At 44.1% G+C, this 7036-nt stretch carries 4 protein-coding genes; all 4 read left to right on the forward strand.

Going from position 1 to position 7036, the window contains the following annotated elements; all coding sequences use genetic code 11:
• The first annotated feature begins 131 nt into the window (after positions 1 to 131).
• A complete protein-coding gene (locus JEY82_RS15680) occupies positions 132 to 1541 on the forward strand; it encodes a sugar porter family MFS transporter (protein WP_304087324.1) in 1410 nt (469 codons plus the stop codon).
• A gap of 198 nt (positions 1542 to 1739) precedes the next feature.
• Positions 1740 to 2756, forward strand: a complete 1017-nt coding sequence (locus tag JEY82_RS15685; RefSeq protein WP_304087326.1) for a sigma-54-dependent Fis family transcriptional regulator — start codon at positions 1740 to 1742, stop codon at positions 2754 to 2756.
• A gap of 107 nt (positions 2757 to 2863) precedes the next feature.
• On the forward strand, positions 2864 to 6034 hold the full coding sequence (locus JEY82_RS15690; protein WP_304087328.1) for a tetratricopeptide repeat protein: 3171 nt from the start codon (positions 2864 to 2866) through the stop codon (positions 6032 to 6034).
• Between the two features lie 42 nt (positions 6035 to 6076).
• A complete protein-coding gene (gene amrB / locus JEY82_RS15695) occupies positions 6077 to 6889 on the forward strand; it encodes an AmmeMemoRadiSam system protein B (protein ID WP_304087330.1) in 813 nt (270 codons plus the stop codon).
• Positions 6890 to 7036 lie beyond the last annotated feature (147 nt).

Below are 7036 nucleotides of genomic sequence, written 5' to 3' on the forward strand. Positions count from 1 at the left end.
TTTTGTTATATTGATGACACAGATTATTGAGTATGTTACCGATTTTAAAATACTCTCGCTCATGTTGTCCTGTAACGGATTAATTCAGCATAAGCAGTTGTTGAAAATTATTTCAAAAGCAGAGGTCGATTATGGTGAATGCTCCCCTCGAAGGCAAACAGTCCACAAGTGTCATTTTTGTTTTACTTATTTCCGCAGCCGCAGCTCTTGGCGGTTTTCTTTTTGGATTTGATACCGCAGTCATAAACGGGGCTGTAGTTGCTTTGGGGGAACATTTTAAGGTCGGTCCGGTGCTTGTGGGGATGTCTGTTTCGTTGGCCCTTATGGGGTCGGCCGTGGGAGCTTTGTCTTCCGGATTTATTTCTGACCGTTATGGCAGAGTGAAGCCTATGCTTCTCGCTGCGGTGATGTTTACTGCCAGTGGTATAGGTTCAGGCTTTCCCTTTACTGTGTGGGATTTTATATTCTGGCGGTTTGTAGGCGGGATGGGAATCGGTCTTGCCAGCGCTATTACCCCTGCTTATATCGCTGAGATTTCACCCGCTAATTTACGTGGACGGTTCGGATCGCTCCAGCAGCTTGCTATTGTAACGGGTATTTTTATAGCCATGCTCAGCAATTACATGTTGGTAAAGATTGCCGGAGGCTCTGCCAGCATGGATTTATGGCTGGGGGCTGAAACATGGCGCTGGATGTTCTGGGCTGAAGTCCCGCCTGCATTGCTTTACGGTTTCGCAGCTTTGATGATTCCTGAATCTCCCCGCTATTTAATAGGTACGGGGCGCGAGCGTGAAGCTGAAAGTGTGCTTTCAAGAGTTTTAGGCGAACGTGTTCTTGAAAAAATAGAAGAAATTAAGGTTACTCTTAGAGTTGAAAACGGTTCTTCTTTTGCCGATTTGAAAGGGCGTTTCGGATTTACACCGATCATTTGGGTTGGTCTGGGGCTTTCGGTTTTGCAGCAATTCGTCGGCATTAATGTCATTTTTTATTATGGAAGCATGCTCTGGCGCAGTGTGGGGTTTTCAGAGGAAAATTCGTTGTGGATTACTGTGATTACCGGAGTTGTAAATATTGTGACAACTCTGGTGGCGATTGCTTTTATTGACCGTGTAGGACGTAAGCCTCTGTTGCTGCTTGGTTCAGCGGGAATGTTGTTGACTCTTGGGTTGCTTGCCTTTCTTTTTGCCAACGCGCCGCTTGATGCTGCCGGTCATCCTGCCTTAAGCGGTTCTTCCGCCACCACAGCTCTTGTTGCAGCGAATCTCTATGTCTTCTGTTTCGGATTTTCATGGGGGCCCGTTGTGTGGGTTTTGCTTGGAGAGATGTTTAATAACCGGGTAAGAGCATCTGCTCTTGCTTTGGGTGCGGGCGCGCAGTGGGTAGCAAATTTTTTGGTTTCAGCTTCTTTTCCTTCACTTGTGGAATGGGCGGGACTTGGAAAAACCTATTCAATATACGCTTTTTTTGCTGCGGTTTCATTTTTATTTGTAATGTTTTTTGTGCGTGAAACCAGAGGGAAAGAGTTGGAAGAAATGGAGTAGGTCACGAAGTCTGGTTCTCAGTGTTTTTATTAATATTTTGTAATAAAAATTCACTTGCACATTGACTTTGTGTCATTTCATTGACACTTAATATATAGACTTTTTTTTAACAGTCGCAAAACAGTATTCCGGTTTTAAGCCGGAGTCGTGTGGAACGTTATTTTATCAGTTCCCCGGATAGTAAATTTCGGAGGCCAGATGGCTCTTAATCTTGATGGAATAATAGGCAACAGTGTTGCCCTCAGGGATGTTTTTAAAGTCCTTGGAAAAGTCGCGCCTACCGACAGTACCGTGCTGGTAACCGGGGAATCCGGTACGGGTAAGGAGTTGGTTGTCCGTGCTTTGCATCGCAACAGTAAACGTAAAGGGAAACCTTTTGTTCCGGTTAACTGCGGCGCTATTCCCAGAGAACTCCTTGAATCCGAACTTTTCGGTCATGAGAAAGGCGCTTTTACGCATGCAATCCGTTCACGTCCGGGGCGATTTGAATTAGCTGACGGCGGAACTATTTTCCTTGATGAAATAGGTGAAATGGATCTCAGTCTTCAGGTCAAGATTTTACGAGTCTTGCAGGAAAAGGAAATTGAGCGGGTCGGCGGCACTCAGATAAAGAAAGTGGATGTTAGAATCGTTGCTGCAACTAACCGGGATCTGGAAGTCGAAGTTGCCGCCGGAAGGTTTCGTGAAGATCTTTTTTATCGTTTGAATGTTATCCCGATGCATCTTCCACCCTTGCGTGAAAGAGGCGGGGATGTTCTTATTCTGGCAAAGCACTTTCTGTCCAATTTTTGTTCAGGAAAAGATAGAGTTAATTTGAAACTACTTCCTGAAACTGCGGATATGCTGGTTTCATATTCGTGGCCGGGCAATGTTCGCGAACTGGAAAATTTCATGGAAAGGCTGTCCATCCTCTGTGACGAGGATGAAGTTACGCCTGACGATCTGCCTGAAAAAATATTGAGAGATGTGGGCAGAGAACCTAAGATAAAAGTATCCGAGCTTGTTCAACCTATGGGTTTTTCATGGCCGACTTTAGAAGATATGAACGAGCACAGCAGTGAAGGTCTTAAAGATTTTCTTGAACAGATTGAGGATAAAATTCTTATTGAAGCTTTACAGAAAGCGGATGGCGTCAAAAATAAGGCCGCAGAACTTCTTGGAGTTAAGCGGACGACACTCATTGAGAAAATCAAGAAAAGAAATCTGGAAGTTTAAAGGTTTTTTCATTTTTATTTGTTGATTATGCAGGGTAGGCAAGAATATTGCAGAAATACCGGATTGTGACGATCAGCAGTTTTACCGGAGTATTCCGGACACTTTTGATGGCGGCCTTCATTTGGCTCGCTTGCCCCCATCCGGGTTTGGCTATGGAGTATTTTCTTGATACCAAGTCAGACATGGATGCCCTTCGTCTCGTCTTTGATCAGAAGAATCTTTCCGGCACAGTCCGCAGAACCGGACGTCAGCAGATTACAATTTCATTTCCAGCCAATTCCTTAAAGGGTGAAAAAGCCCCGACTCCTATGCCCTTATCTGGTATGCGTGTTGTTGATTCCATTAAAGTGGGACCAAGTTCGGTTGTTATCGGAACCAAAATGAGTGGGTTTGGATTCATTCGTTTTCCCGGTGGCAACGGCGAGATGGTTTTGCAGTTTTTCCGAGATCCCATTGGATCAAAATGGCGTTCTCCCGAAGATAAAGCAAAACGCGCTGCCGCCGTAAAAAGAAAAGCCGAACAAAGAGCAGCTAAAAAAGTTGCTGCCCAGAAAGCTGCCGCAAATAAAATAGCAGCTCAAAAGGCCGCAGCCCAAAAAGCTAATGACCAAAAAATTGCTGCGCAAAAGGCTGCTGCTGAAGTAGAACCTCCGATTATCGATGAAATTGATATTTCTCCTGAAGAAGACGGGCAGGCCGCTCCTGTTCAGGATGAAAAGGTTTTGTCTGAATCTGTCCCTATGAGACGTCCTTTCTATTCTGTTCCTTATACTTATCGCGCTCCCGTTTCCAAAGTCGGACCGGAAGGTGCTACTGTTGTTGATACTTCCAATCCACCGTTTAGAGCCGGTGGTTCATCCGGAAGTGTTTCCGGCCAGATTATGCCTGTTGCAGATCAGACGGGTGGCTCTGTTGCGGGAAGTATTACCCCGCCATCCGAGCAGGGACAGGAAATTAAAGAACCTGAGATTGATAAAGAATCTTTAGAAGTTACTGAACCTTCTGCTGAAGGATCTGTAACCGGAAAAATTTCACCACCACCATCACAGGTTTCCGGTTCGGTTGCTCCTCCACCTGAGTCAAGTGATACAGGGACTCCTGAAATGGGAGAATTCCCGATTGCTGATGAAGGTGTTGAATTTAACGGCAATGAAACCGAAGTTGAAGAGGATCTTTACAAGGAAGAGTCTAACGCTACGGATGTTCTGGAAAAATCTGTTGATAGTACTGACGCATTTCCTACTGATGAAGGGAGTTCTGCCGAGGAAGAAGGTGGTGAGAGTAAAGAACTGACTTTGGATGACAAGATAAAAATCGCCAAAGGAATTTTGCTTGCTGCTGAAACAGCTCTTGAAGACGGAGAGGTTCAAGTCGCTGTTGATGGATTTAAAGAAGTTACAGCAATGTCTTATCTGCCTAAAGAGCTGAGAATTAAAGCTGTATATGGTAAAGCTGAAGCTGTGACTGAACTTCATAAATCTGACATCCAGAATAATTTCGGTGTAATTTCCAGTTCGTGGATGGAAGCCATGAACTCGGATACTAATTCACCAAATGTGCCTATGGCGCTGCTTAATCTCGGTCTTATAAATTTGAAAGTCGGAAATATGCCGGAAGCAAAAGCATATTTTAATTTATTAAAATCTCAGTATCCTAATGACCTGAATATTCCTTATATAAGTTACTATTGGGGTGAATATTACTTGGGTATGCACGAGTATGAGAAAGCAGCGGACCAGTTTCAAACTCTGGTTCAGAGTTACCCTGACAGCAAGGTTGTGCGCGAAGCCGCTCTTGGACTTGCAAAATCTCTTGATGCTCTCGGGTATAACGAGCAGGCATTTCAAATTATCGATTACATAGATAAACGTTGGCCCAGATATTATATTGAAGATCTCGGATTTTTACTGATGGCGGCAAACACCCAGAATAGGCTTGGGAAGGTCGAGGATGCCAAGGATAACTATTGGGCGTATTATAATCTGGCACCGGATGCAAAAGAGAATGATATCGTCTTAGCCCGTATCGGTGATATTTATCTTAAAACCGGGGATTCACGAGCTGCAAAAGAGATTTATGAAAAAACGGCGAAGGATTATCCCGAGGAGGAAGGCGGTCTTGTTTCTCTGATGCGTCTTGCTGAAGAAGGTATTTATGATAACCCCAGCATGGACGATATGGATAAGGTTTTTGACCGTCCTTATAATCTCAGACCTCAGAAAATTTATACTCAGATTATTGAAAAACATCCTGACAGTCCCCTTGCCCCGCTTGCTCAGCTCAAGCTGGCAATGTGGTATTATTGGAATAAAAAATATGGTGATTGTCTCGGATCTGTGCAGGATTTTCTTGATAAATATCCTAGAAGTTCCTTGCATGATAAGGCCAGTGAATTAGGTTTCAGAGTTTTTGATAAAGCTGTTCCAGAGTTGGTCAAAGATGAAAATTACGGCAGAGTCGTGTCTTTCTGGAATTCCTACGCCAAGAAAAATAATAACGGCGACGGAGTCAGTGATGAGACCAGAATGGGCGTTGCTTTAAGTTACTGGAAAAAAGATCAGCCAGAGGAAGCCCTTAAACTTGTCGAGCGCTATCTGACAAAGAAACAGGTTCCCAAATATTCAGCCATGGCGCTTGATATGGCACTTGGAATATATGTGGAAGGGCAGGCTTGGAGCAAGGTTACCGAGTTGGTTGATATGGCTAGAAATAACTGGGATGTTGATCCTAAGCAGAAAGTTCATATCGAATATGCCAAAGCTATGGCGTTTGAAAATCTCGGTGAGACTGAATTAAGTACGCCTCTCTGGGCTGGACTTGCCGCTAATTTACTTCTTCCGGAATCTTCAAGAGCATATGCCATGTATTATATGGCAAAATCTGCTATGAAACAGAAGGAACTGAAAAAAGTATTTGTTTATTCTCAGGAAGCTCTTTCAATGCTGCTTGAAACAGGCGGAGATAGAGAGAAGATCAAGGACTGTATTTTGATGACTATTTTTGCTGCTGAAAGTTCCGGCAGATATAGAGAGGCTCTTCAGTGGGCTGCCGAGTATGATAAGTATATACCGATTTCAGATCCGGAGTGGGCTTCTTCCCGTTTCAGGCTGGCTCAGCTTTATGAAAAAGCAGGAGCCATGGCTGAGTGGCAAAAGTTGATGGAGGAAGTTGCTGAGAAAAGTCCTGACGATTTGTATGGACGCTTGGCTACATCCGCTCTTGCAACCCGTAAAATTGAGCGAGACGCATCAAGATTCGAGCCGACACCGTCTTTTTAATCGGCAGTAGTTTTTGATTCGATCCTCCGGAGGCAGGTGGATATGGATAGAAAGCCAATCGTTGCAGGGCGATTTTATACTGACAATCCGCAGGAACTAAAAAATGAAGTGGAGCAGTATACCGGACCTCGTAAAAAGAAATCTAAACCCCCTTATGATAAGCTGGTGATGCTTCCTCATGCCGGGTATGTGTTTTCCGGCGGAACATGCGGTAAAACTCTGGCGGAAGTTTCTCTGGCTCCCGTTGTAATTCTTTTAGGTCCGAATCATACAGGATTAGGCGCGCCTTTGTCTGTCTGGTCGACCGGTTGCTGGAATTTTCCCGGCGGTAAGCTGGATGTGGATGAAGGGCTGGCTGCACAGCTCCTTGAAAGCGGAGCCGGATTTGTCTCAAACGAAGCCGCTCACAGTAGAGAGCATTCTTTAGAAGTCCTTATTCCTTTTTTACATCACGTTAATCCGGCAACTAAAATTGTTCCTGTCTGCGTTTCTGAGTCTGCCCCCCGGTCACTTAAAAAGGCCGGAGAAGCTCTGGCTGAAATTATTGAGCGCAGTTCTAAACCCGTTTCAATAGTAGTCAGCTCGGATATGAGTCATTTCATTACCGCTGAAATGGCCAAAAAACTTGATTCAATTGCACTTGAAGCTGTGATCAGAATGGACCCTGAAGGGTTTTATTCGGCAGTTTCCACTAATAATATAAGTATGTGCGGAGTCTTACCTATGACTCTCGGCATGTATGCCGTACAAAAGAATGGTGCAGTACGTGGGAAACTCCTTGATTATACCAATTCTGGCAAGGTTACCGGGGATTATGAAAGTGTAGTGGCTTATGCCGGGGTAATTATTTCATAAACAGTGCATTTTTAGATTTTAAATATGGTTTATTTGACGGTCGTTATAAAAATAACGGCCGTTTTTTTATATCCTAGATTCAACTAGTAAGTGCAACTGTTGTTTAAGTCTCTAAATACTTGATTTGGCGTTTTAAAATCAAGACAT

It is taken from the genome of Maridesulfovibrio ferrireducens (genome assembly GCF_016342405.1).
Taxonomy (GTDB): Bacteria; Desulfobacterota; Desulfovibrionia; order Desulfovibrionales; family Desulfovibrionaceae; genus Maridesulfovibrio; species Maridesulfovibrio ferrireducens_A.